The 24,493-nt window shown below is 72.4% G+C and carries 26 protein-coding genes; 8 read left to right on the top strand and 18 right to left on the bottom strand.

Annotated features, from left to right (window positions below; all coding sequences use genetic code 11):
• Positions 1–87: 87 nt before the first annotated feature.
• The 8 genes from rocD to ABZ923_RS21105 form a co-directional block, all read right to left on the bottom strand.
• Positions 88–1,305 (bottom strand): ornithine--oxo-acid transaminase, encoded by a 1,218-nt coding sequence (gene rocD, locus ABZ923_RS21140; RefSeq protein WP_361473900.1) that lies wholly within the window; start codon positions 1,303–1,305, stop codon positions 88–90.
• Entirely contained in the window at positions 1,305–2,114 is an 810-nt protein-coding gene (ddaH, locus tag ABZ923_RS21135) for a dimethylargininase (RefSeq protein WP_361473897.1), read from the bottom strand. The genes rocD and ddaH overlap by 1 nt, the downstream gene beginning before the upstream one ends.
• Before the next feature lie 151 nt (positions 2,115–2,265).
• Positions 2,266–2,751, bottom strand: a complete 486-nt coding sequence (locus ABZ923_RS21130; protein WP_361473894.1) for an Lrp/AsnC family transcriptional regulator — start codon at positions 2,749–2,751, stop codon at positions 2,266–2,268.
• Positions 2,752–2,788: 37 nt separating this feature from the next.
• Positions 2,789–2,956, bottom strand: coding sequence for a hypothetical protein (locus tag ABZ923_RS21125; protein WP_361473891.1), 168 nt, complete (start codon positions 2,954–2,956; stop codon positions 2,789–2,791).
• An 82-nt stretch (positions 2,957–3,038) separates the two neighbouring features.
• Complete coding sequence (locus ABZ923_RS21120; RefSeq protein WP_361473888.1) at positions 3,039–3,989, bottom strand: cytochrome c oxidase assembly protein; 951 nt, start codon at positions 3,987–3,989, stop codon at positions 3,039–3,041.
• A 128-nt stretch (positions 3,990–4,117) separates the two neighbouring features.
• Positions 4,118–5,143, bottom strand: coding sequence for a 6-phosphofructokinase (locus tag ABZ923_RS21115; protein ID WP_030340016.1), 1,026 nt, complete (start codon positions 5,141–5,143; stop codon positions 4,118–4,120).
• Between the two features lie 225 nt (positions 5,144–5,368).
• A complete protein-coding gene (locus ABZ923_RS21110; RefSeq protein WP_208030933.1) occupies positions 5,369–6,097 on the bottom strand; it encodes a glutamine amidotransferase in 729 nt (242 codons plus the stop codon).
• A 21-nt stretch (positions 6,098–6,118) separates the two neighbouring features.
• Positions 6,119–7,357, bottom strand: a complete 1,239-nt coding sequence (locus tag ABZ923_RS21105; protein WP_361473883.1) for a MurT ligase domain-containing protein — start codon at positions 7,355–7,357, stop codon at positions 6,119–6,121.
• A 152-nt stretch (positions 7,358–7,509) separates the two neighbouring features.
• Here ABZ923_RS21105 and def point away from each other — a divergent pair, with 152 nt between their 5' ends.
• Positions 7,510–8,064, top strand: coding sequence for a peptide deformylase (def, locus tag ABZ923_RS21100; protein ID WP_361473880.1), 555 nt, complete (start codon positions 7,510–7,512; stop codon positions 8,062–8,064).
• Positions 8,065–8,077: 13 nt separating this feature from the next.
• Here def and ABZ923_RS21095 read toward each other — a convergent pair whose 3' ends face one another.
• Positions 8,078–8,722, bottom strand: a complete 645-nt coding sequence (locus tag ABZ923_RS21095; RefSeq protein WP_361473877.1) for a TetR family transcriptional regulator — start codon at positions 8,720–8,722, stop codon at positions 8,078–8,080.
• 170 nt (positions 8,723–8,892) lie between these two features.
• Here ABZ923_RS21095 and ABZ923_RS21090 point away from each other — a divergent pair, with 170 nt between their 5' ends.
• Complete coding sequence (locus ABZ923_RS21090) at positions 8,893–10,116, top strand: acyl-CoA dehydrogenase family protein (RefSeq protein WP_361473874.1); 1,224 nt, start codon at positions 8,893–8,895, stop codon at positions 10,114–10,116.
• Between the two features lie 18 nt (positions 10,117–10,134).
• Here the strand turns inward: ABZ923_RS21090 and ABZ923_RS21085 are convergent, their stop codons facing one another.
• From ABZ923_RS21085 to ABZ923_RS21050, 8 genes are all read right to left on the bottom strand, one after another.
• Positions 10,135–10,656, bottom strand: coding sequence for a cupin domain-containing protein (locus ABZ923_RS21085; RefSeq protein ID WP_361473872.1), 522 nt, complete (start codon positions 10,654–10,656; stop codon positions 10,135–10,137).
• Positions 10,657–10,663: 7 nt separating this feature from the next.
• Positions 10,664–11,881, bottom strand: coding sequence for a cytochrome P450 (locus ABZ923_RS21080; protein ID WP_361473869.1), 1,218 nt, complete (start codon positions 11,879–11,881; stop codon positions 10,664–10,666).
• A complete protein-coding gene (locus ABZ923_RS21075) occupies positions 11,878–12,942 on the bottom strand; it encodes a type III polyketide synthase (RefSeq protein WP_361473866.1) in 1,065 nt (354 codons plus the stop codon). Before ABZ923_RS21075 ends, ABZ923_RS21080 begins: the two co-directional genes overlap by 4 nt.
• A 174-nt stretch (positions 12,943–13,116) precedes the next feature.
• Entirely contained in the window at positions 13,117–13,350 is a 234-nt protein-coding gene (locus tag ABZ923_RS21070; RefSeq protein WP_030340034.1) for a DUF6213 family protein, read from the bottom strand.
• Between the two features lie 26 nt (positions 13,351–13,376).
• Positions 13,377–14,762, bottom strand: a complete 1,386-nt coding sequence (locus ABZ923_RS21065) for an NADP-dependent succinic semialdehyde dehydrogenase (RefSeq protein ID WP_361473863.1) — start codon at positions 14,760–14,762, stop codon at positions 13,377–13,379.
• 87 nt (positions 14,763–14,849) lie between these two features.
• Positions 14,850–15,338 (bottom strand): NUDIX domain-containing protein, encoded by a 489-nt coding sequence (locus ABZ923_RS21060; RefSeq protein WP_361473860.1) that lies wholly within the window; start codon positions 15,336–15,338, stop codon positions 14,850–14,852.
• Positions 15,335–16,873 (bottom strand): ATP-dependent DNA ligase, encoded by a 1,539-nt coding sequence (locus tag ABZ923_RS21055; RefSeq protein WP_361473857.1) that lies wholly within the window; start codon positions 16,871–16,873, stop codon positions 15,335–15,337. Before ABZ923_RS21055 ends, ABZ923_RS21060 begins: the two co-directional genes overlap by 4 nt.
• 115 nt (positions 16,874–16,988) lie before the next feature.
• Positions 16,989–17,927, bottom strand: coding sequence for an NAD(P)/FAD-dependent oxidoreductase (locus ABZ923_RS21050; RefSeq protein WP_361473854.1), 939 nt, complete (start codon positions 17,925–17,927; stop codon positions 16,989–16,991).
• A gap of 65 nt (positions 17,928–17,992) precedes the next feature.
• Between ABZ923_RS21050 and ABZ923_RS21045 the strand changes: the two genes are divergently transcribed.
• From ABZ923_RS21045 to ABZ923_RS21020, 6 genes are all read left to right on the top strand, one after another.
• Positions 17,993–18,565 (top strand): XRE family transcriptional regulator, encoded by a 573-nt coding sequence (locus ABZ923_RS21045; RefSeq protein ID WP_361473852.1) that lies wholly within the window; start codon positions 17,993–17,995, stop codon positions 18,563–18,565.
• An 86-nt stretch (positions 18,566–18,651) separates the two neighbouring features.
• Complete coding sequence (locus tag ABZ923_RS21040; protein ID WP_361473849.1) at positions 18,652–19,623, top strand: NADPH:quinone oxidoreductase family protein; 972 nt, start codon at positions 18,652–18,654, stop codon at positions 19,621–19,623.
• Positions 19,620–20,801, top strand: coding sequence for an acyl-CoA dehydrogenase family protein (locus tag ABZ923_RS21035; protein WP_361473846.1), 1,182 nt, complete (start codon positions 19,620–19,622; stop codon positions 20,799–20,801). The genes ABZ923_RS21040 and ABZ923_RS21035 overlap by 4 nt, the downstream gene beginning before the upstream one ends.
• Positions 20,798–21,871 (top strand): acyl-CoA dehydrogenase family protein, encoded by a 1,074-nt coding sequence (locus ABZ923_RS21030; RefSeq protein WP_361473843.1) that lies wholly within the window; start codon positions 20,798–20,800, stop codon positions 21,869–21,871. Before ABZ923_RS21035 ends, ABZ923_RS21030 begins: the two co-directional genes overlap by 4 nt.
• Positions 21,872–22,030: 159 nt before the next feature.
• The gene (locus ABZ923_RS21025) at positions 22,031–22,888 is read left to right on the top strand and encodes a phosphatidylinositol-specific phospholipase C/glycerophosphodiester phosphodiesterase family protein (RefSeq protein ID WP_361473840.1); all 858 of its coding nucleotides are present in this window, start codon (positions 22,031–22,033) and stop codon (positions 22,886–22,888) included.
• A 103-nt stretch (positions 22,889–22,991) separates the two neighbouring features.
• Positions 22,992–23,186: a hypothetical protein gene (locus ABZ923_RS21020; RefSeq protein WP_361473838.1), complete on the top strand. Its 195-nt coding sequence runs from the start codon at positions 22,992–22,994 to the stop codon at positions 23,184–23,186.
• A 42-nt stretch (positions 23,187–23,228) separates the two neighbouring features.
• Here ABZ923_RS21020 and ABZ923_RS21015 read toward each other — a convergent pair whose 3' ends face one another.
• Positions 23,229–24,401, bottom strand: a complete 1,173-nt coding sequence (locus ABZ923_RS21015) for a phosphodiester glycosidase family protein (protein WP_361473917.1) — start codon at positions 24,399–24,401, stop codon at positions 23,229–23,231.
• Positions 24,402–24,493 lie beyond the last annotated feature (92 nt).

The raw sequence follows: 24,493 nt of genomic DNA, 5'->3' as shown, positions 1-24,493 counted from the left end.
CCAGTATTGCCTGGTGCCTGGGGGCCGGGGGGCGGGGCGGGGGGGGGGGGGCGGGGGGCGCCCCCCCCCCCGCCCCCCGCCCGTCCCTCAGGCCAGCACCTTCTCCAGCGCGGCCAGTGCGGACCGCAGCTCCTCCGCCGTGATGGTCAGCGGCGGGGCCAGCCGGATCGTGGAGCCGTGGGTGTCCTTGACCAGGACGCCCTCGCGCATCAGGCGCTCACTGATCTCGCGGCCGGTGCCGAGCGCCGGGTCGACGTCCACGCCGGCCCACAGCCCGCGCGAGCGGAACCCGGTCACGCCCCTGCCGACCAGCTCGGCCAGCCCGTCCCGCAGGACCACGCCCAGCTCGGCCGCCCGCCGCTGGAACTCACCGGTCTCCAGCAGTCGGACCACGGCCGTGCCGACCGCCGCCGCGAGCGGGTTGCCGCCGAACGTCGAGCCGTGCTCGCCCGGGTGCAGCACGCCCAGCACCTCGCGCCGGGCCACCACCGCCGACACCGGCACGATGCCGCCGCCCAGCGCCTTGCCGAGCAGCACCATGTCCGGGACGACGTCCTCGTGCTCGACGGCGAGGGTACGGCCGGTCCGCCCGAGCCCCGACTGGATCTCGTCGGCGATGAACAGGCAGCCCTTGCGGCGGGTCAGCTCGCGCACCCCGGCGAGGTAGCCGTCGTCCGGGATGATCACACCGGCCTCGCCCTGGACGGGCTCGATCAGCACCGCTGCCGTCGTGTCGTCGACCGCCGCCTCCAGCGCGGCCAGGTCGTCGTACGGCACGACCTTGAAGCCGGGCGTGAACGGGCCGAAGCCGGCGCGGGCCGTCTCGTCCGTGGAGAAGCTGACGATGGTCGTCGTCCGGCCGTGGAAGTTCTCCGCCGCGACCACGATCGTCGCCTGCCCGGCCGGGACGCCCTTCACGTCGTACGCCCACTTGCGGGCCACCTTGATGCCGCTCTCCACCGCCTCCGCGCCGGTGTTCATCGGCAGCACCATGTCCAGGCCGGTCAGCTCCGTGAGCCGCTCGGCGAACTCCGCGAGCCGGTCGTTGTGGAAGGCGCGGGAGGTCAGCGTCAGCTGGTCGAGCTGGCGGTGGGCCGCCTCGACGAGCGCCGGGTGCCGGTGGCCGAAGTTGAGGGCCGAGTAGCCGGCCAGCATGTCGAGGTAGCGGTTGCCCTCGACGTCCTCCACCCAGGTGCCCTCGGCCCGGGCCACGACCACGGGCAGCGGGTGGTAGTTGTGCGCGAGTACCGGCTCCTCCGCGCGGATCAGGTCGTCGGACGTACGCGTACGCGCGGGTGCGGTCATCAGCGGATCTCCTGGGTGCAGCACTTGATGCCACCGCCGGCCTTGTGGAACTCGGACAGGTCGACGGGGACGGGGACGTAGCCGTGGTCGGCGAGGCGTTCGGCGAGCGCCTCGGCGCGGGGCGCGATGAAGACGTGCCGGCCGTCGGAGACGGAGTTCAGGCCGAACGCCATCGCGTCCTCGCGGGAGGCGAGCACCGCGTCCGGGTACAGCCGCTTGAGGACCTCCCGGCTGCCCGGCGAGAACGCCTCCGGGTAGTAGCAGATGTTGTCGTCGTCGAGGACGAACAGCGCGGTGTCCAGGTGGTAGAAGTACGGGTCCACCAGGGTCAGGCCGATCACCGGGTGGCCGAGGAACTCCTGCGCCTCCCGATGCGCCTCGCGGGTGGTGCGGAACCCGGTGCCGGCGAGCACGTACCGGCCGGTCCACACCAGGTCGCCCTCGCCCTCGGTGACCGACTCCGGGCGGTACACGTCGTAGCCCGCCGCCTTGAACCAGGTGTCGTAGTGCTCCGACTCCGGCCGGCGCTCCGGGGCGTGGAACAGCGAGCCGAAGACCCGGCCGCCGACGACGAACGCCGCGTTCGCGGCGAACACCATGTCCGGCAGGCCGGGGACCGGCTCGACGGCGTCGACGGTGTGGCCGTGGGTCCGGTAGGCGCGGATCAGCGACTGCCACTGCTCCTGGGCCAGGTCCACGTCGACGGGACGGTCGGGTTGCATCCAGGGGTTGATCGCGTACTGGACGGCGAAGTGTCTGGGTTCGCAGACGAGGAAGCGCCGGGAACGCGGCACACGGCTTTCGGACACAGAGGGTTTCCTCCGCTTTCCTGTGTGTCACTGAGGGGTGACACCACGGTAGAAAGGGAGGAAGACGCGCGACAAGCGAAAAGAGCTGCGTAGATGCGCAGCATCGCTGCGTTGTGGCCAGCGGGTACGCACGACTCCTGCGTGCCGTTCGTCACTCGGGGGCCGCGTGGGTGGCGCCGGCCTCCGGACTTTCCGGGAGCAGATGGGACAGCACCATCACACTGATCGTCTTCCGGATGAACGGTTCGGCGCGGATCCGCTCCAGCACCTCCTCGAAGTGCTCCACGTCCCGGGCGCGCACGTGCAGCAGCGCGTCGGCGCCGCCGGTGACCGTCATCGCCGCCGCGATCTCCGGATGGTTGCTGACGACCTCCGCCAGCCGTCGGGGCGGGGCCGCGCCCTCGCAGTACACCTCGACGTAGGCCTCCGTGCGCCAGCCCAGCGCGGACGGTTTGACGGTCGCCGTGAACCCGGTGATCACCCCGGTCTCGCGCAGCCGGTCCACCCGCCGTTTGACCGCCGTGGCGGACAGCCCGATGGCCGCTCCTATCTCGGCGAAGCTGGTCCGTGCGTTCGCCATGAGCGCGGTGATGATCCGGCGGTCCAGCTCGTCGAACGAGGGCGTCCTGCTGTTCATGCGGGCACTGTAGCCAGCCCCGCCCGGGCCGTGCGGCTCAGGACTGGGTGACGGCCAGGGTGAGGGTCAGCAGCCCCAGCACCACCCACCCGAACCACAGCCAGCCGTTGCTGCCGAGCGCGACCGTGTAGGCGGTCACGAGGACCAGCCCGCCGACCGTGAGTGCCCCCATCGTCCTGGTGGAACCGTTCGTGGAACCGGGCATCGCGACACCCTCCTCGTGGTCCGTCCCTGACCATGGTGCCCCGGATTCCGGGGAACGGCGCCTGTCCGGACGCCGCGGCCGCTCAGCCCTCGCGCGCGTTCAGCGAAGCCAGGTAGGCGTTGTACGCCTCCAGCTCCTTGTCGCCGTCCCGGTCGGCGGCCCGGTCCTTGCGCTTGGCCTGCCGCTGCTCGGAGCCGTACCACTGGAACAGCAGCGCGATCAGCACGAGCACCGACGGGATCTCGCTGAACGCCCAGGCGATGCCGCCCGCCGCGCTCTGGTCGGACAGCGCCTCGACGCCGAGCGAGGCCGGCGGGTTCCGGAAGGTCTCCACCATCGGCGTCGACGCCATCATCAGGGCGATGCCGAAGAACGCGTGGAACGGCATGCCCGCGAACAGCTCCAGCATCCGCATCAGGTGACCGGGCCGGTGCGGACCGGGGTCGACACCGATGATCGGCCAGAAGAACACGACCCCGACCGCGAGGAAGTGCACCATCATCGCGACGTGCCCGGTCTTCGAGCCCATCAGGAAGTCGAAGATCGGGGTGAAGTACAGGCCGTACAGGCTCGCGATGAACAGCGGGATCGTGAACGCCGGGTGCGTGATGATCCGCATGTACCGGCTGTGCAGCAGCATCAGCAGCAGCTCGCGCGGACCCGTGCGGCCCTTGCCGGCCGCCGGCAGGGCGCGCAGTGCCAGCGTGACCGGGGCACCGAGCAGGATCAGGATCGGCGACAGCATGCTGATCACCATGTGCTGCACCATGTGCACGCTGAACATGACCATGCCGTAGTCGTTCAGCCTGGTGCACATCACCAGCGCGATCGTGAGCACGCCGACGACGTACGACACCGTACGCGACACCGGCCACGCGTCCCCGCGCCGCCGCAGCCGCACGACCCCCCAGCCGTAGAGCGCCAGACCGGCGAGGCAGGCCACGAGGAAGAACGGGTCCGCCGACCACTGAAGACCCCGCCCCAGCGTGAACGGCGGCAGATCCGTCATCATGCCGTGTCCGCTGTGATCCATCCGGCGGCTCCTGGTTCGTGGGGGTTGTGCGGTGTCTGTCCACAGCTGTCTGTGTCCGCACCAAGAGTAGAACCGGCCCCGGTCACCGCTGTGACCGGGGCCGGTTTGTCCTCACCCGAACCACTGGGTCAGAGGACGCACTCCGCCTCGTCGTACCGCTCGGTGGGCACCGTCTTCAGCGTCTCCACGGCCTCCGCCAGCGACACCATCACGATGTCCGTCCCGCGCAGCGCCGTCATCCTGCCGAACTCGCCCCGGTGCACGGCCTCCACCGCGTGCCAGCCGAAACGGGTCGCCAGCACCCGGTCGTACGCGGTCGGCGTACCGCCCCGCTGCACATGCCCGAGGATCACCGGCCGGGCCTCCTTGCCGAGCCGCTGCTCCAGCTCGACCGACAGCTGCCGGGCGATTCCGGCGAACCGCTCGTGGCCGTAGATGTCCTTGCCGCCCTCGTCGAACTCCATGGAGCCGGGCCGCGGCTTGGCGCCCTCCGCGGCGACCACGATGGCGAACCGCTTGCCCGCCTCGAACCGCTCGCCGACCTTCCGGGTCAGCTCATCGATGTCGAAGGGCCGCTCGGGTACGACGACGGCGTGGGCGCCGGCCGCCATGCCGGAGTGCAGCGCGATCCAGCCGGTGTGCCGGCCCATGACCTCCACGATCAGCACCCGCTGGTGCGACTCGGCGGTGGTCTTCAGCCGGTCCAGGGCCTCGGTCGCCACGGTCACCGCGGTGTCGAAGCCGAAGGTGACGTCGGTGACGGCGATGTCGTTGTCGATGGTCTTGGGCACGCCCACGATGGGCAGCCCGTTGTCCGACAGCAGCCGGGCCGCTTTCAGCGTGCCCTCGCCGCCGATCGGGATGATCGCGTCCAGGCCGAGTTCCGCGACGTGGCCCCTGGCCCGCTCCACCCCGTCCCGCAGGTGCTCCGGGCGGACCCGGGAGGAGCCGAGGATGGTGCCGCCGCGGGCCAGGATGCCGCCGACAGCGTCGAGGTCGAGCTTCAGGTAGTCGCACTCCAGGAGGCCTTTCCAGCCGTCCCGGAAACCGATGACCTCGTCGCCGTGGTCGGCGACGGCACGGTGCACGACGGACCGGATGACGGCGTTCAGGCCGGGGCAGTCGCCGCCGGACGTGAGGACACCAATGCGCATAGCCCGAATACCTTCTCAACGTGGGCCGGGTAACCGGACCACGTTGTCCGGCGGATTCCCGGCCACCCTACCGGCGTGAGGGGGTGGCTCCGTAGCGGGCGTCCGCCTGCTGGACGCGCCCGCACATGTGAGCGGACGGACCGTCAGGCGGGCCCGCCGGGAGTCTGCCGGACCCCGTTGACATCCAACTGAAGAACGGGTTACGCGCGCTGCCGCCGGCTGGTGTCAGGCGGGCTGCTGCGCGGCCGCGATGCGCTCGTTGCGGAGCGCCTCGTACCAGCGGTCGTCGATCGGCGGAAGGGCGTTGACGTCCAGCGCCAGCTTCAGCAGCAGGTCGGCGATGAGCGGGTTGCGGGCCAGCACCGGCCCGTGCATGTACGTGCCGAAGACCGTCCCGTTGTACGCGCCCTCCGTGCCGTCCCCGGTGCCGTTGCCCTTGCCGATCTGCACGCGGGCGAAGGGGCGGGCGGTCGGGCCGAGGTGGGTGACGCCCTGGTGGTTCTCGAAGCCGGTCAGCTGGGGCAGGCCGAGCTGCGGGTCGATGTCGCCCAGCACGTCGCCGACGCACCGCTCGCCCTCGCCGCGCACCGACACCACGTCGAGCAGGCCGAGGCCCGGCTCGCGCTGGCCGAGGTCGTTGATGAACTCGTGGCCGAGGATCTGGTAGCCGGCGCAGACCGAGAAGACGATCGCGCCGTTCTCCACCGCCCGGTGCAGGTGCCCGTCACGGCGCAGCCGCTCGGCCGCGAGCCGCTGCGGACGGTCCTCGCCGCCGCCGATCAGGTAGATGTCGCCGGAGGTCGGGATCGGCTGGTCGCTGCGCACGTCCAGCCGGGCCACGTCCAGGCCGCGCTGCCGGGCCCGGCGCTCCACGACGAGGGCGTTGCCCTGGTCGCCGTAGGTGCTGAGCAGGTCCGGGTAGATCCACACCAGCCGCAGTTGGTTGTCGCTCATGAGGTGATCGCCCTTCGAAGATCAGTTGCCGACGCGGCGGCGCAGGTCCTGGAACGCGGTGTAGTTCGCGATGACCTCGATCCGGCCCGGCGGGCACATCTGCACGGCCTGGTCGAGGTTGTCGCAGACCTGGAAGTGCTGGTTGGCGACCTCCAGACGGACGGCGAGGTCCAGCTTCCGGTCGCCGATGACGAAGATCGGGTGGCCGGTCAGCCGGGTGTAGTCGACGTCCCACAGCCAGGAGGTGTCGGTGCCGTCGGCGCCGCGGGCGTTCACGGACAGGATCACCGGCGCGGGCGGCGGGTCGATCAGGGAGAAGGTCTCCAGCCAGCCGGCCGGGTTCTTGGCCAGCAGCAGCCTGAGGTCGCGGTTCTGGAACTGGACGACGTCGTACCGGCCGGCCACCGCCTGCACCTGGTACATCCGCTCCAGGGCGACCTGCGGCGGCACCCCGAAGACCGCGGCGACGGCCGCGGAGGACGCGGCGTTCGCCTTGTTGGCGCGGCCCGGCAGCTGCAGGTGGATCGGCCAGGCGGACCCGTGCGGGTCCAGCACGTGGTCCCCGGACAGCGCCCAGGTCGGCGTGGGCCGGCGGAAGCCGCACTCACCGCAGAACCAGTCGTCGCCGGGGCGCTGCATCACGCCACCGCACGACGGGCAGGACCAGGCGTCGTCCTTCCACATCTGCCCGGCGGCGACCCAGATCACATTCGCGGAGGAGGACGCGGCCCAGACCACCAGCGGGTCGTCGCAGTTGGCGACGACGACCGCCTTGGAGCCGGCCAGGCCCTCCCGCCAGTTCTCGGCGAGCATCCGGGTCTCGGCGGCCCGGTCCAGCTGGTCGCGGGAGAGGTTCAGCAGGGCGATGCACTTGGGGGAGGTGTCCCGGGCCACTCCGGCCAGGTACTTCTCGTCCACCTCGATGACGCCGAACTTCGCGTCCGAGCCGCCCGCCAGCGCGGACGTGATGCCGGCCGGCATGTTGGCGCCGAGCGCGTTCGACACGACCGGGCCCGCGGCGCGCAGCGCCTCCGCGATGAGCCGGGTGGTCGTGGTCTTGCCGTTGGTGGCGGACACCAGGACGACGTCCAGGTTCTGGGCGAGTCGCCCGAGCAGATCGGGGTCGAGTTTCAGCGCGACCCGGCCACCGATCACCGACCCGCTGCCGCGTCCTGCGGCCCGCGATGCCGCAGCGACCGCCTTGCCCGCGGTCACGGCCAGCTTGGCCCGCGGCGAGAGCGGGTCCGAGTTGCCTGCCATCAGTTCTCGATCCTCCTTGCGTACGCGCCGCGCCTGGGGCCATCCGGCAACGTGGTGTGAACCTCAGCCTATCGAGATCCATTCCCACACCCGAATCCCGGTCCGGGCCTCGGGCGGCGGGCATGAGCTGAACGAACCGTACCCTTGCCGCCATGCGACACGGTTCCATTCCGGGCGCCCACGGGCGCGTCCGGCCCCTCACCCTGCTCGGCGACGCGGTGCTGCGCGAGCCCTGCCGGGACGTCACCGACTTCGGCCCCGCCCTCGCGGCCCTCGTGGAGGACCTGTTCGCCACGATGTACGCGGCGCGGGGGGTGGGCCTGGCAGCCAACCAGATCGGGGTCGGTTTGCGGGTGTTCGTCTACGACTGCCCCGACGACGAGGACGTCCGCCACCTCGGCCACGTGGTGAACCCGCGGCTGGTGGAGGCCGACGGTGTGGTGATCCGGGGCCCGGAGGGCTGCCTGTCCCTGCCGGGCCTGGAGGCGGGAACCGAGCGGTACGACCACGCGGTGGTCGAGGGCTTCACGGTGACGGGAGACCCGGTCACCGTCCACGGCACCGGCTTCTTTGCCAGATGCTTGCAACACGAGTGCGACCACCTGGAGGGCCGGGTGTACGCCGACCACCTGACGGGGTGGCGGAAGCGGAGACTGCTGAGGCAGGTCTCCGGGGCCTCCTGGCACCGGGCGGGCGCACCGGCCTGAGGGTGCGGGGCCGTCAGAACCCCGGACCCCCCATCCTGTCGCCCGCGGCCGCGAGGCGACCCCACAGCAGATCGGCGAGGGAGCGCACCAAGTCGGCCCGGGAGCAGGGGCGTTCCCCCAGCCACCAGTCACCCGCGGCATGCATCATCCCGACGATCCCGTGCCCCCAGACCCGGGCCAGCTGCTGACTCTCCGGGCCCAGATCGACCCGCTCCTCGATGACCTGGGCGAGCTCCTCGCCCATCCGCCGGAGCAGGGGGGCGCTGTGCTTGCCGACGTCGAAGCCCTGGTCGCCCCCGGTGCTGCCCTCCGCCGGGTGCATCAGGAACCGGTACACCTGGGGCCGCGCCTCGATGGCGGCGAGGTAGGTGTCCAGCGTCGACTCGACCCGCTCGCGCCGCTCGGCGGGTGCGTCGAGGGCCGCCCGCAGGGAGTCGAGCAGCGCGTCGGTGTGCCGCTTGGCCAGCGCTGCGTAGAGTCCGCCCTTGTCGCCGAAGTGCCGGTAGAGGATGGGCTTCGTGATGCCCGCTTCCGCCGCGATCGCGTTCATCGACGCCTGCGGGCCGTCGCGCAGCACCACCCGGTCGGCGGCCTCCAGCAGCTCGCGCCGTCGGCGGTCGGCGGACCGCTGCTGCTCGGTCCGCTGCGTGGTGTCCATGTGCTCTCCCCACCCGTGCTGATTCGGTGACGCCTGCGCAAACTAACACTGACCGCGCTCCCGACATCGAACGGGATGCCGAGGTGTCATCACCGGTTGACTTTCCCTACCGATCAGTAACAGACTCGGGTTACCGCTAGTAACATTGCACCACCGCCGCTGGAGGGGACATGGCCGAGTTCACCATGGAGCTGAACGAGGAACAGAGGGAAGTACGCGACTGGCTCCATGGCTTCGCCGCGGATGTGATCCGCCCCGCAGCGGCCGAGTGGGACGAGCGCGAGGAGACGCCCTGGCCGGTCATCCAGGAGGCCGCGAAGGTCGGCATCTACTCGCTCGACTTCTACGCGCAGCAGTACTTCGACCCCACCGGCCTCGGCATCCCGATGGCCATGGAGGAGCTGTTCTGGGGCGACGCGGGCATCGCCCTGTCCATCGTGGGCACCGGCCTCGCCGCCGTGGGCGTCCTCGCCAACGGGACCGAGGAGCAGATCGGCACCTGGATCCCCCAGATGTACGGCGACCAGAACGACGTCAAGGTCGCCGCGTTCTGCTCCTCCGAGCCGGACGCCGGCTCCGACGTCGCCTCCCTGCGCACGCGTGCGGTGTACGACGAGGCCAAGGACGAGTGGGTGATCAACGGCACGAAGACCTGGGCGACCAACGGCGGCATCGCCAACGTCCACGTCGTCGTCGCCGTGGTCGACCCGGAGCTGGGCTCCAAGGGCCACGCCTCCTTCATCGTCCCGCCGGGCACCGCCGGTCTCTCCCAGGGCCAGAAGTTCAAGAAGCACGGCATCCGCGCCTCGCACACCGCCGAGGTCGTCCTCGACAACGTCCGGGTGCCCGGCTCCTGCCTGCTCGGCGGCAAGGAGAAGCTGGACGAGCGGCTGGCCCGGGCGCGGGAGAAGGCCAAGGCGGGCGAGCGGGTCAAGAACGCGGCGATGGCCACGTTCGAGGCGTCCCGCCCGGCCGTCGGCGCCATGGCGGTCGGCACCGCCCGGGCCGCGTACGAGGTCGCCCTCGAGTACGCCGGGACCCGGGAGCAGTTCGGCCGGCCGATCATCGACAACCAGGGCGTGGCCTTCCAGCTCGCGGACATGCGGACGCAGATCGACGCCGCGCGTCTGCTGGTGTGGCGGGCCTCGTGGATGGCGGTCAACGGCAGGCCGTTCACCGCGGCCGAGGGCTCCATGTCCAAGCTGTTCGCCAGCGAGACCGCCAAGAAGGTCACGGCCCAGGCGATACAGATCCTCGGCGGCAACGGATACACCCGTGAGTACCCCGTCGAGCGGATGCACCGGGACGCGGCGATCTACACGATCTTCGAGGGGACCAGCGAGATCCAGCGGCTCGTCATCGCGCGGACCCTGTCCGGGATGCCGATCCGGTAGCTCCGGGCGGCGGGGCACTCACCGGTGTCTGAGGGGCGTGAGCTGCTCGATGTCGTACTTGGCCCGCAGCGCCTCGATCGCCTCCTGGTCCGGCGGCCCGCCGTCGGCCAGGATCTCCAGCAGTTCCTCGAAGTAGCGCTCGTGGTCCGGCGGGGGAGAGGCCTGGAAGAACATCTTGGCCGGGGCCTCCGTCGGATTGGCGAAGGCGTGGGGACAGCCCGGAGGTACGACGATGACCGTGCCCGGTGTCGCGCGGACCACCCGGCTGCCCGAACGCGACTCCCACTTCCGCCAGTTGTCGGGGGTGCGGACGCGCGGCTCGAAGGCGAGGACGTCCAGCTCGCCCTCGAGGACGTAGAACAGCTCCTCGCTGCGCGTGTGCACATGAGCGCCGACGTCGAAGCCCGGCGGGACCTCCACCTCGAAGGTGGAGGCCATCCGCGAGTGGGTGCCGGTGACCTTGAACGTCACCCGCTGGGCCGGGGTCGCCACGACACGGCCCTGGCCCGGTGGCACGTACAGTCCCTCGGTCTCGGTCATGGGCGTCTCACCAGGTCACCGGAAGGGATTCGGGCCCCCGGATCAACGCACCCTTGCGAAAGGTGACTTGGTCCGGTGGCACGGCCAGCCTCAGGGTCGGTGTCCGGTCCAGCAGGGCGTCCATCAGGAGTTCCTCCTCAAGTCGGGCCAGCATGCCGCCGGGGCAGTAGTGCGGGCCGAAGCCGAACGCCACGTGCGGGTTCGGGTCGCGGGAGAAGTCGATGGTGTCCGGGTCGGTGAAGACGGCCGGATCGCGGTTGGCGGCCAGGTAGGAGACGTAGACCGGGTCGCCGGCGCGGATGCGGACGCCGCCGATGTCCACGTCCCGCAGGGCGATCCGGGACAGCCCGACCGCGTTGCGGTGCGGGATCCAGCGCAGGAGTTCGTCGATCGCCCGCGGGCGCAGCCCCGGCTCCGCGCGCAGCCGCTTCAGCAGGCCGGGGCGGGTCAGCAGCAGGTAGAACATCTGCCCGCTGTTGTTGGTGACCGCCTCGCCGCCGATCTGGAGCAGGACGGCGAGACCGACGGCCTCCTCCGGCGTGACCTCGCCCCGGGCCACGGCGGCGCCGAGGAGCGAGGCGACGTCCTCGCCGGCGCCGTCCCCGCGCAGCGCGATCAGGTCGGCGAAGTAGGCGCTCATCTCCCGCTTGGCCGTCTCGCTGACGTCCTTGCCGTGCGCGGCGGACAGGATCAGCTGGGTCCAGGTGTGCATGCGGTGCCGGTCGCCGGCCGGGACGCCCATCAGCTCACAGATCACCGCGATGGGGAACGGGCCGAGGACCGCCGCCGTGAGATCCGCGGGCGGACCGCCCCGGAGCAGGTCGTCGACCAGTTCGGCCAGCACGGCGCGGGCCCGGGCGCGGACCCGCTCGACGCCTTTCGCCGTGAAGGCGGCGGCGACCGAGCGGCGCAGCCGGGTGTGGTCGGGCGGGTCGAGGAAGCCGACCGCGTCCCGGTCGGGGATGAAGTGCGGGGCGAGCCGGGTGACCTGCCGGTCCCTGACCGCCGCGCGGCTGAAGCCGGGGTCGTTGGTCACCCTGCGTACGTCGTCGTACCGGGTGACCAGCCAGGCCCAGCCCTCGCCGTTGGGCAGCTGGACCCGGGTGACCGGGCCCTCGGCCATCAGCTCCGCCAGCACCGGATCGAAATCCGTTCCGGTGAGGTCGAGCGCCGGCCAGTGCCGGACCGGGGGCCGGGTCTGGGTGAGCGTGGTCCGCTCGGTCATCGGGTGTCCCCGTCGGCGTTGACCCAGCGGCCCACCGTCATCTCGGCGGTGATGCCGGGGCCGAAGCCGGCGAGCAGGCCACGGGCGCGGTCCTCGGCGCCGCCCTCGTCGAACAGCCGGCGCAGCGCGTCCAGGACGACGGCGCTGGCGATGTTGCCGTACTCGGTGAGCGTGGCCCGGCTGAACCGGAAGGCGTGCGGGTCGACCTGCAGGAACTTGCTGAGGTCGTCGAGTATGCGGGGGCCGCCCGCGTGGATGATGTAGAAGTCCAGGTCGGACGCGTCCCAGCCGTGGCTGCCTGCCAGGTCCTTCAGCGCCGGGGCGAGCGGCTCCATCGTCGTCGGCACCCGCTTGTCGAGCAGGAAGTGGAAGCCGGTGGCCCGGACGTCGTAGGCGATCCAGTCCTCCGTCTTCGGGATCAGGTACGAGCCGTTGCGCTCCAGCCGCACGCCCGTGCCGCCGCTCCCGCGCACCACCGCCGCGGCGATGCCGTCGCCGAAGAGGCCGTTGGAGAGCAGCGAGCCGACACCGAGGTCGGTGGGCTGGTAGCACAGGGAGCAGAACTCGCAGGCCACGATCAGCGCGTTGGCGTGCGGGTAGGCCGAGCAGAAGTCGTGCGCCCGGTTGATCGCCGCCCCGCCGGCCGCGCAGCCCAGCTGGGCGATCGGGAGCTGGCGGGTGGTGCTGTCGAAGTCCATCTCGTTGATCAGCCAGGCCGTCAGCGAGGGCATCATGAAGCCCGTGCACGACACGTAGATGATCGCGTCGATGTCGCTGGTCAGCAGCTCCGCGTCGTCCAGCGCGCGCTGGATGACCGCGGGGACCCGCGCCTTGGCCTCGGCCTCGTAGAGCTTGTTGCGCTCCTCGAAGCCCGGGTGCTTCAGGGTCTCCTCGATGGGCTGCACGATGTGCCGCGTCCTGACGCCGGTGTTCTCGATGAGCCTGAGCGCCAGTGGCAGTTGGGGGTGGTCCGGGTGGCGGGAGCGCGCCAGTTCCAGCGTCTGCTCCATCGTGATCACGTGCTCCGGGACCGACACCGAGGGTCTGCACAAAGTCGCCATGAACCGTCCCTGCTTTCCGCTGTCCGGAAGGTGGTCCACACCTTTTGGGTGCTCCACCCACCGTCACCCGGGAGGACGACGATCTCGCGCTGGATTACTCCGAACCGGGGACCCCGGTGTCCGGCTCGACGGGCGATTCATGCCGCCGGACGAGGGAAAACACGGCAGCGACCGTTACGGCGCCCCGCTGCTGTGGGCGATGCAGGCGACGTCGATGCGGTCCGCCAGTTTCGCCAGCTCGATGGTCAGCGCGGCGACCGTGTCCTCGTCCAGCACCTGCTCCCCGGCCTCGACCAGATGCAGCCACCGCGCACCCACGGTCCGCAACAACTTACTCACGTCGGCCGCGGCCACCTGCAAGGTACCGCGGTCGTCGACGATCAGAGGCAGGGTCACTTCGCGGTTCACAAAACGGGATGGTAGCCGCGCGGCGCTCACGCACCCTGCCAAACCGTGGTGATGTTGCAGAACTCCCGGATTCCGTGCCCGGACAGCTCACGCCCGTACCCGGACCGCTTGACCCCGCCGAACGGGAACGCCGGATGGGAGGCGGTCATCCCGTTGACGTACACGGCGCCGGCCTCCAGGTCCCGCGCGAACCGCTCCACCTCGTTCTCGTCCCGCGTCCACACGTTCGAACTCAGCCCGAACGGCGTGTCGTTGGCGATCAGCACGGCCTCGTCCAGGTCGTCGGCACGGTACAGCGTGGCGACCGGTCCGAACGCCTCCTCGCGGTGGATGCGCATCTCCCGGGTGATGCCGGACAGGACGGTCGGCGGGTAGTACCAGCCGGGCCCGTCCGGCCGCTGTCCGCCGCACAGCACCCCGGCCCCGCTGCGCCGCGCGTCGTCCACCAGCTCCTCCAGGTCGGTCCTGCCCTGCTCGCTGGCGAGCGGCCCGATCTCGGTGTCCTCCGCCAGCGGGTCGCCGATCTTCAGCGCCCGCATGCCCGCGACGAACTTCTCGGCGAAGGCGTCGTAGACGTCGGTGTGCACGATGAACCGTTTGGCGGCGATGCAGGACTGCCCGTTGTTCTGCACGCGCGCCGTCACCGCGACCTCGGCCGCGCGGTCCACGTCGGCGGAGGGCATGACGACGTAGGGGTCGCTGCCGCCCAGCTCCAGCACCGTCTTCTTGATCATCTGGCTGGCGGTGGACGCGACCGCCCGGCCCGCGGGCTCGCTGCCGGTCAGGGTGGCCGCCTTCACGCGCTCGTCGCGCAGGATGTCGTCCACGGCGCCGGAGCCGATCAGCAGCGTCTGGAAGCAGCCCTCCGGGAAGCCGGCCCGGTGGAACAGGTCCTCCAGGTAGAGAGCCGTCTGCGGGACGTTGGAGGCGTGCTTGAGCAGGCCCACGTTGCCCGCCATCAGCGCGGGCGCGGCGAACCGGATCACCTGCCACAGGGGGAAGTTCCAGGGCATCACGGCGAGGACCGGGCCGAGCGGCCGGTAGCGGACCTGCACCCGGGAGGCACCGGAGTCGCGCACGTCCGGCTCGGGGGGCTCCTCGTCGGCCAGCAGCCCCTCGGCGCGTTCCGCGAACCAGCGCATGGCCTTGGCACACTTCGCGGCCTCCGCGCGGGCCTGCTTGACCGGCTTGCCCATCTCGGTGGTCATGATCCGGCCGATCTCCCGCTGGTCCTCGTCCAGCAGGTCGGCGGCCTTGTTCAGCAGTCGGGCGCGGTCGGCGAACGAGGTCGCCCGGTACGTGCGGAAGGTGGCCTCGGCGAGCTCGAGCCGGCGTTCCAGCTCGTCCTCGTCCATGGGCTCGTACGTCTTGAGCGTCTCGCCGTTCGCCGGGTTCACCGTCGCGATGGGCATGGCTGACCTCCCTGGGAGCGGGCTTGTCTCGACCTTCGCGCGCGGCCCCGCAAGTCGCAACGCGACAGGCCCTCGGGCGCTTTCTTCTCAGGAGCGCCCCTCCCGGCCCGAGTGCTCCGCCAGCCGGTCGAGAAACGCCGCCTGCGCCGTGACGATCACCTCACGGGCCCGGTCCAGACCGAACCACGCCACCCGGTCCAGCTCCGGGAACTCCTGCCGCCGGCCGGACCGCGGCGGCCACTCCATCGTGAAGGTTCCCGGGGTGATCGTCTCCGGGTCGAGGTCCGCCGCCACCGCCCACGCCGTGACGATCTTGCCGTTGCGCTGCACGACCTCGCCCAGCGGTACGGCCTCCCCGTCGGGCGGCGCCACCCCCAGCTCCTCCCGGAACTCGCGCCGGGCCGCCTCCCAGGCCGGTTCCTGCGGGTCGTACTCGCCCTTCGGCACCGTCCAGGCGCCGGCCTCCTTCTTCGCCCACAGCGGGCCGCCCATGTGGCCGAGCAGTACCTCCAGCCCCTCGTCGGTGTGCCGGAACAACAGCAGTCCCGCGCTGCGCTTCGTCGTCCGCACCGTCACGGCCTGACCTCCGGGTGGGCTGCCAGCAGGGCCTCCACGGTATCGGCCTCCTCGGGGCGCTTGTCCTCGCGGTAGCGGACCACGCGGGCGAAGCGGAGGGTGACGCCGGCCGGGTAGCGGGAGGAGCGCTGGAGGCCGTCGTAGGCGATCTCCACGACGAGTTCGGGGCGGACCCGGACCACCCAGCCGTCGTCCTCGACCGCCAGTTCCCGGAGTCTGCCGGTCTGCCAGGCGAGCATCGCGTCGGTCATGCCCTTGAAGGTCTTGCCGAGCATCGCGAAGCCGCCGTCCTGGGTGCGGGCGCCGAGGTGCAGGTTGGACAGCTTGCCGGTGCGGCGGCCGTGGCCCCACTCGGCGGCCAGCACCACCAGGTCGAGGGTGTGCACGGGCTTGACCTTGAGCCAGGCGGCGCCGCGCCGGCCCGCGCTGTACGGCGCGTCGAGCGCCTTGACCACCACGCCCTCGTGGCCGCGGGCCAGGGTGTCGGCGAGGAACCGTTCCGCCTCCGGGATGTCCCCCGGGCCGGACACCACCGTGCGCCGCACCCGCATCGGCTCGGGCACCAGGCGGGCCAGTTCCGCGTGCCGCTCGGTGAACGGCAGGTCGAGCAGGTCACGGCCGTCGACCGAGAGGGCGTCGAAGAAGACGGGCGAGACCGGGGTCTCCTCGGCGGCCCTCGCCACGTCGGTGCGCGAGCCGACCCGGCCCGCCGTCTCCTGGAAGGACCGGGGCCGGCCCGCCGCGTCGAAGGAGATCACCTCCCCGTCCAGGATGAACCGCTCGCCTCCCAACTCCAGCGCGGCCGCGGTCACTTCGGGCAGCCGGTCGGTGATGTCGTCCAGGGTGCGGGTGTGGATCCGGACCGTGTCGCCGTCCCGGTGCACCTGGACCCGGATGCCGTCCAGCTTCTCCTCCACCGCGCAGGCGCCCAGCTTCTCCACCGCCTCGGCGACCGAGGAGGCGCTGTGCGCCAGCATGGGCAGCACGGGTCGGCCGACCGTGAGCCGGAACCGCTCCAGCGATCCGGTCCCCTCGCCGAGCAGGGCCTGGGCCACCGTCTGCAGCGAGCCCGCGAGCATCACGGCCCGCCGTACGTCCGCCGGGTCCGCGCCGGTCGCCCGGGCGAGGCCCTCCACCGCGACCGCGTCCAGGGCGCCCTGCCGGACCTCGCCGGTGAGCAGGCCGAGCAGGAAGCGCTGCTCCTCCTCGGTGGCCGCGCCCATCAGCTCGCCGACGAGCCGCGTCCGCTCGGCCTGGGAACCGGGCCCGGACACCTTGCCCAGCTCGCTCAGCCGGGCGTCGACCTCGCGCACGGTGAGGGACGGTCCGGCGGCCGGCGGTACCGGGCGGCCCAGCACCTTCCAGCCGACCCCGAGGCGCCCCTGCGGCAGGCGTCCCGCGAGATACGGGATGACGATCGGCACGTCGTCCGCCTCCGCGTCCCGGAACAGCTCCGCGAGCAGCGCGACCTTCCGGGACCGCGCCGCCGTCGCGGCGACCTCCCGGGACACCTGGGCCAACCGGGTCAGCAGCATGCCGCCATGGTGCCTCAGCGCCCTGCCGGGTGCGCGGTTCCGTTCCGTTCGGGCGGCCGAGGGCCGATCGCGGCCGCGCGGCGGCGGCCGCACACCGGGCACGGTCCCGCGCTTCTCACCGGGCGCCGTCGTCCAGGTCGGCCATCAGCAGTTCCCCGTTGATCGCCGCCCCTGCCCGGTAGCCCCTGCTCGCCGCGTTGATCACCTGCTCGGCGAAGCCGCTCGCGTTGCCGGCCGCCCACAGGCCGGGCACGGTGGTCAGGCCCCGTTCGTCGATCACGGGGTAGCTGCCGAACGGGGTCTCGCGCAGCTCGGCGCCCAGCCGGACCAGGAGATCGTTGTGCGGGACGGCGCGCGGGGCGGCGTACAGGACCGCGCGGTCGTGGACCGTGCCGTCCATGAGCCGGATGCCGGTGAGGCGGTCGTCGGCGACCACCAGCTCCGCCACCTCGCCGGGGACGACCGTGACGCCGGCGGTGGCCAGCCGGCGCAGGTCCTGGTCCGTCAGGTCCGCCTCGCTCAGCTCGTGCAGGAAGAGCCGTACGTCCTGGGACCACTGGGTGACCATGAGCGCCTGGTGGACGCTCAGCGGTGTGGTGGCGAGGACGCCGGTGGGCAGGTCGCGGACCTCCCAGCCGTGGCAGTAGGGGCAGTGGACCACGTCCCGGCCGAACCGTTCGGCGAGGCCGGGGAGCGGCGGCAGCTCGTCCGCCAGACCGGTCGCGACCACCAGCTGCCGGGCCCGTACGGTCCGGCCGCCGGCCAGGACGACGGTGAAGTCCCCGCCCTCCGCCGCGGCCGCGTCCACCACCCGGTCCCGGACCAGCTCCACCCCGTACCGGGCGATCTCCGCGCGCCCCACGGCCAGGAACTCGGCCGGGGACATGCCGTCCCGGGACAGATAGCCCTGCAGGTGCGCGGACGGCGCGTTGCGCGGCTCGCCCGCGTCGACGACCAGCGTGCGGCGCCGGGACCGGCCCAGGACCAGGGCGGCGGACAGCCCGGCCGCTCCGCCGCCGACGACGACAACTTCGTATGCGTGGTTCTCGGTCATGGGGCGACGGTCGCCGGAGCGCTGCGGCATTGACAAACGTATTTGCCGTTCCTGCAATAGGGGTCATGAGTACCGACGACGTACTGGCGGACGTGGGTCCGAGGCTGCGCCGCATCCGCAAGGAGCGGGAGGTGACCCTGGCCGCGCTCTCCGAGGCCACCGGCATCTCGGTGAGCACGCTCTCCCGGCTGGAGTCCGGCCTGCGCAGACCCAGCCTCGAACTGCTGCTGCCGATCGCCCAGGCCCACCAGGTGCCGCTGGACGAGCTGGTCGGCGCGCCGCCGGTCGGGGACCCGCGGGTGCGCTCCAAGCCGATCGTCCGCGGCGGGCGCACCCACTGGCCGCTGACCCGCCAGCCCGGCGGCCTGCAGGCCTACAAGGTCCTCGAACCCCAGCGCAGCCAGGAGCCCGAGCCGCGGACCCACGAGGGCTACGAGTGGCTCTACGTCCTCTCGGGCCGGCTCCGCCTGGTCCTCGGCGAGCACGACGTCGTGCTGGCCGCGGGCGAGGCGGCCGAGTTCGACACCCGGGTGCCGCACTGGTTCGGGTCGACGGGGGAGGGGCCGGTGGAGTTCCTGAGCCTGTTCGGGCCGCAGGGGGAGCGGATGCACGTCCGGGCGCGGCCCGCCCGGACGTGACCCACGCTACTGTTCCCTGATCGACAAGCGACCGCTTAGTATGCCGTCGAGCCCGGTCAGACGAAGCAGTCCCGTGGAGGCCCCGCATGCAGGCATGGCAAGTGCACGAGAACGGCGAGCCCGCCGAGGTGATGCGCCTGGCGGAGGCGGAGCGGCCCACGCCCGCCGACGGCCAGGTGCTGCTGCGGGTACGCGCCGCCAATGTCAACTTCCCCGACGCGCTGCTGTGCCGGGGCGAGTACCAGGTGCGTCCGCCGCTGCCCTTCACGCCGGGCGTGGAGATCTGCGGCGAGACCGAGGACGGTCGCCGGGTGATCGCCAACCCCGTGCTGCCGCACGGCGGATTCGCCGAGTACGCCCTCGCCGACGCCCGCGCCCTGCTCCCCGCACCCGAGTCGCTGGACGACGCCGAGGCGGCCGCCCTGCACATCGGCTACCAGACCGGCTGGTTCGGCCTGCACCGCCGCGCCCGCCTGGAGGCCGGCGAGACCCTGCTGGTGCACGCCGCCGCCGGTGGCGTGGGCAGCGCCGCCGTACAGCTCGGCAAGGCCGCCGGCGCCACGGTGATCGGTGTCGTGGGCGGCGCGGACAAGGCCGCCGTCGCCCGTGAACTGGGCTGCGACGTGGTGGTCGACCGGCGCGCCGAGGACGTCGTCGCCGCCGTCAAGGAGGCCACCGGCGGCCGGGGCGCCGACGTGATCTACGACCCCGTCGGCGGCACGGCCTACGCCCAGTCCGCGAAGCTGGTCGCCTTCGAGGGCCGGATCGTCGTCGTCGGCTTCGCCAGCGGCACCATCCCGAGTCCCGCCCTCAACCACGCCCTGGTGAAGAACTACTCGATCCTCGGCCTGCACTGGGGCCTGTACAACACCAAGAACCCGAAGCTGGTCCAACACTGCCACGAACAGCTCACCGAACTGGCCGCGCGGGGCGCCGTCAAGCCGCTGGTCAGCGAGCGCGTGCCGCTCGCCGGCGCGGCCGGTGCCGTGCAGCGGGTCGCCGACGGCGTGACCACCGGCCGGGTCGCCGTCCTGCTGGAGAACGGAGCCGCCGCATGACCGACGCCGAGGACCTGCGCCGCCGCACCCGGGACCTGCTCGCCCAGCATCCCCCCGCGAGCACCGACCGCCTGGACTTCCTCCGGGCCCGCTTCGACGCCGGCCTGGCCTGGGTGCACTACCCCGAGCACCTCGGCGGCCTCGGCGCCCCGCGCTCCCTCCAGGGCGTCGTGGACGCCGAACTGGAGGCCGCCGGCGCACCCGGCAACGACCCCCGGCGCATCGGCATCGGCCTCGGCATGGCCGCCCCGACGATCCTCAAGTACGGCACCGAGGAGCAGAAGCGGCGCTACCTGCGGCCGCTGTGGACCGGGGAGGAGGTCTGGTGCCAGCTGTTCAGCGAACCCGGCGCCGGCTCCGACCTGGCCGCGCTCGGCACCCGGGCCGTACGCGAAGGCGACGACTGGGTGGTCAACGGGCAGAAGGTGTGGACCTCCAGCGCCCATGTCGCCCGCTGGGCCATCCTCATCGCCCGCACCGACCCGGACGTGCCCAAGCACCAGGGCATCACCTACTTCGTCTGCGACATGACCGACCCGGGCGTCGAGGTCCGGCCGCTGCGCCAGATCACCGGCGAGGCCGAGTTCAACGAGGTCTTCCTCACCGACGTCCGCATCCCCGACTCCCGCCGCCTCGGCGAGGTCGGTGACGGCTGGCGGGTCGCCCAGACCACGCTGAACAACGAACGCGTCGCCATCGGCGGCATGGCCCTGCCCCGCGAGGGCGGCATGATCGGACCGGTCTCGCGGACCTGGCGCGAACGCCCGGACCTGCGCACCCACGACCTGCACCAGCGGCTGCTGAAGCTGTGGGTCGAGGCCGAGGTGTCCCGGCTCACCGCCGAACGCCTGCGCCAGCAGCTCACCGTCGGCCAGCCCGGCCCCGAGGGCGCCGGCATGAAGCTCGCCTTCGCCCGCCTCAACCAGGAGATCAGCGGCCTGGAGGTCGAACTCCTCGGTGAAGAAGGTCTGCTGTACGACGACTGGACCATGCGCCGGCCGGAGCTCGTCGACTTCACCGGCCGGAACGCCGGCTACCGCTATCTGCGCTCCAAGGGCAACAGCATCGAGGGCGGGACCAGCGAGGTCCTGCTGAACATCGTCGCCGAGCGCGTCCTGGGCCTGCCCGCCGAGCCGCGCACCGACAAGGACGTCGCCTGGAAGGACCTCGCCCGATGACGGATCTGCTGTACTCCGAGGAGGAAGAGGCGCTGCGGGCCGCCGTCCGCGACCTGCTCACCGACCACTGCGCACCGGCCGACGTGATCGCCCGCAGCGAGTCGGGCGCCCCGTTCGACCGCGGCCTGTGGAAGTCCCTCGCCGAGGGCATGGGCCTGGCCGGCCTGCTGGTGCCCGAGGAGCAGGGCGGCCAGGGCGCGAGCCACCGCGAGGTCGCCGTCGTGCTGGAGGAGTTGGGCCGGTCGGTCGCGCCGCTGCCGTACCTGACCAGCGCGGTCGTGGCCACCGAGGCCCTGCTGGCCTGCGGCGACCGGGAGCTGTCGGCGCAGCTGGCCTCCGGGCGCACCATCGGCGTGCTCGCGGTCGGCCTCGCCACCGCCCCGGGCGCCGGCATCAGGACCGCACGGATCGAGAACGGCACCCTGCACGGCGAGTTGACGGGGATCGCGGACGCGGCCGTCGCCGACGTGCTGCTCGTCCCGGCCGACGACGGCGGCCTGTACGCCGTCCCCGCCGACGCCGTCACCCTCACCCCGCAGGTCTCCCTCGACCTGACCCGCCCGCTCGCCACCGTCACCCTCACCGGCGCGGCCGGCCGCCGCGTCGGCGACGCCGAACCCGCCGTACGGCGTGCCCTGCGGGCCGCCGCCGGACTGCTCGCCTCCGAGCAACTCGGCGTCGCCGACTGGGCATTGACGGAGACCGTCCGGTACCTGAAGGAGCGCAAGCAGTTCAACCGGCCGGTCGGCGGCTTCCAGGCGCTCAAGCACCGGCTCGCCCAGCTGTGGCTGGAGGTCGTCAACCTCCGGGCCGCCGCCCGCGCCGCCGCCGACGCGCTCGCCTCCGGCGAGGACACCGACATCGCGGTGGCCGTCGCCCAGGCCTACGCCGCCCCCGTCGCCGTACGCGCCACCGAGGAGGCGGTGCAGCTGCACGGCGGGATCGGCATGACCTGGGAACACCCGGCCCACCTGTACCTGAAGCGGGCCAAGGCGGACTCGATCGCCTACGGCACGGCGGGCGCCCACCGCGCGGCGCTGGCCGAGCTGGTCGACCTCCAGGCACCCTGACCCACCGACGGTGAAGCCCGCCCCACCCGGGGGCGGGCTTCTTCGCGCGCTCCCGCTGGCTAAGTGAACAGCACGCCAACTCCCGTCACGACAGGGCCCTTTGAGCGCCGAGTGCACGCATACTCTCCCCGGTCCCCTCACCCCCCAGGGAGGCAGTGCATGGCCCTCACCACCCGTCGCGGAGCCCTCACCACCCTCGGCGCCGCCCTCGCCGGAACGCTCGCCCTGCCCGCCGGCCGTGCGCCGGCCGGCGACCGGACGCCCCGCCCGCTGTGGCACGCCCACGCCCACAACGACTACGCGCACCCGCGGCCCCTGTACGACGCCCTCGACCACCGCTTCGGCAGCGTCGAAGCCGACATCTTCCTCGTCGGCGACCAGCTCCTCGTCGGCCACGAGGCGTCCGACCTCGACCCCTCCCGCACCCTGGAATCCCTCTACCTGGAACCGCTCGCCGCCCGCGTCAGGGCCCACCACGGCTCCGTCTACCGCGGGTGGCGCCGGCCGCTGCGCCTGCTCATCGACATCAAGACCGAGGGCTCCTCGACCTACCTCGAACTCGACCGCCGGCTGCGCCGCCACCCGCACCTGTTCACCCGGTACGCGCACGGCCGCGTCCACCCCGGCCCGGTCACCGCGGTCGTCTCCGGCGACCGGGCGGCCCGTACCCCGATGGAGGCGCAGACCGAGCGCCGCGCCTTCTACGACGGCCGGCTGACCGACCTCGGCGGCCCCGCCCCGGCCTCCCTCATCTCGCTGATCAGCGACAACTGGGCGCAGAACTTCACCTGGACCGGCGTGGGGACGTTCCCGGACGCGGAGCGGCGGAAGCTGCGGAGCATCACCGCAGCCGCCCACGCGTGCGGGCAGCAGGTCCGGTTCTGGGCCACCCCCGACACCGCCGGCCCGGCCCGGGACGCGCTGTGGACGGAACTGCTCGCCGCCGGCGTGGACTACCTCAACACCGACGACCTCGCCGGCCTGGAGGCCTTCCTCGACGCCCACCCCTCCGGCTAAGACCACACGATCGGAGGACATGTCAACAGCCCGGACGAACCCTCCGCTACGCCACACTTGCGGCCGAACGCCGCACATGGGGCGTGGCGGAGGAGGGTTCCCGATGGCCATTTCCATCTCTGTGGTGCTGCTGCTTCTGATCCTGGCCGTGATCTTCATTCGCAACTGCTCGCTGAAGGTCTCCCACGCCCTGGTCTGCCTGCTGCTCGGCTTCTACCTCGCCAGCACGAGCATGGCGCCCACCATCCACAGCGGGCTGCACGCGACCGCCGAGCTGGTGGGCAGTCTGCGGCCCTGAACACCGGTCTCGGGCCCACGGGGCTCACGGGACTGACGGGGCTCACGGGGAGGAGAAGACACCGATGCCGTTGGGCACCGGTCGTTCGGAGCCGCCGCTCGGGTGGTTGCGCACCGACACGGAGGACTCGCCGGAGTCGCGGGTGACCAGCTCCGTCGAACCGCCGCCGTCGAGGTTGAAGGCGTCGGTCGCCCCCAGGGACCGCATGGCCCGCGCCTCCTCGGCGACGGTCAGGCCGGTGCGGTAGGCCGCGGCGCCGTCCAGCGCCAGGAGCAGCAGCTGCCGGCCGCCGTCCTTGAAGCCGACGGCCGTGCGCACCGCCGAGGTCGCGGTGTCCAGGCCGGACAGCGGGGTGCCGGCGCGCAGCACCGGGAAGCCGCCGATCGCGAACGCGTACGGCACCCCGGACGAGGACGCCACCAGGGTGTGCGTGACGTCCACGGGGTCGCCGACCGACAGCTTGCGCAGCTGCCGCGCGCCCGCCTCGCGGCCCACCAGGACCGTGGTGCCCGACGGGATCGTGCCGGTGCCCGGTGCGTCGGTGGCGGAGACCACCCGGCCGTCGCGCACTTTCACCTCGTAGGTGTCGCTGCTGCACGGCGCCGACCGCCGGCTGTCGGTGCCGCACACGGCCCGCACCCGGGAGGCGCCGCCCCAGCGGGCGGTGAAGGCGCCGACGGAGTCCACCGGGAGCGCGTACTGGTTGAGGCCCTTGAGCGGCAGCTTGCCGTCCGGTGTGCCGACCGAGCCGGTGAGGGAGAGCCGGTCCAGCCGGGCCCGCCCGTCGGTGCCCACGCCGAACACGTCCCGGGTGCTGCCGCCCGGGGGCAGCGCGGGTCCGAACCGCTGGCCCTTCGGCACCGCCGCCTTGAGCACCTTCCCGTCCGCCACCGCCGGTCCGACGGGGGCGCCGGTGGCCTCCACGCCCGGGTGCTGCGTCTCGGTGATGTTGAAGAAGTCCCCGTTCACCCCGGCGACCGCCCCGGCCGAGTCCGCCAGCCGGGAGACCGTCGCCCGGGCCGCCACCGTGCCCGGGTACAGCAGGCCGACGTGGACGTGCGGATCGGCCAGGTCCACCGTGACCAGGTGGGCGCGGGCCGTTCCCGCCGCCGCGGGGGTGTCGAAGTGCCGGTAGGTGACGCCCGGCGCGAGCCGGCTGCCCGTGGGTGCGGCCCCGGCCGGTGCCGCACCTGCCAGGGACGCACCGGCCAGCACCCCGAACGCCGTGGCCGTCGTGAGAACCGCTCTGCCCGCTGCCGAACGCCTGCGACGTCTCGTCACGCTGTCCCCTGATGTCTCGTCAGCCG

This window comes from Streptomyces sp. NPDC046881, from assembly GCF_040645015.1.
In the GTDB taxonomy this organism is placed as follows: domain Bacteria; phylum Actinomycetota; class Actinomycetes; order Streptomycetales; family Streptomycetaceae; genus Streptomyces.
Note: the sequence above shows the minus strand (reverse complement) of the source record. Positions and strands in the feature narration are given on the sequence as shown.